This window comes from Dyella sp. SYSU CM1112, assembly GCF_058216415.1.
Genome location: NZ_JBZEGI010000059.1, coordinates 1 through 494, shown reverse-complemented (window position 1 = coordinate 494; position 494 = coordinate 1). Strand labels below are relative to the sequence as shown.

Annotated in this window: 1 protein-coding gene; it reads left to right on the top strand. The window is 59.3% G+C overall.

The annotated features are described in order from the left end of the window. Positions 1-494, top strand: a 494-nt coding sequence (locus tag AC4HNJ_RS21595) for a hypothetical protein (protein WP_490481680.1), incomplete at both ends; no start/stop codon positions are given.

Genomic DNA, 494 nt, shown 5'->3' with positions numbered 1-494 from the left:
AAGCAATGCCGCGCAGGTCACGGCGGTGTTTGCCAATTCGCCGGGCGCGATGGAACTGTTGCCCAACCAGTACTACAACGATCAAGGCGATCCGGCCCATCGGAAGTGGCTGAAGGTTCGGCAGGGGATGCAGACGGAACCGGTGCTGCAGTGGCCGGAGACAAATCCGTACGATGACATTTATCGGGAAAAAGACGCGTGGTGGCGACTGACGGATCCGAAGCTGATCGATCCATCCGGCAAGCACAACGATGCCTGGTGGACGTATAACGCCAATATCACTAACGTCCAAAACTTCCACCACACGCTAAGCGCGTATTATCACCCGCAAACCTATGTGCACTACGGCGCGGACGCCGACAAACATCCCGCCTATGGCGACCTGATCTGGCGCGACAACGGCAGCACCTGGCTCGATCCGGCAGAACTGGTCAATGCGCCGCCGAAGCATGGCAGCAATCCGGTGGAGGTGGCCTCGCCTTCGGATCGCCGCA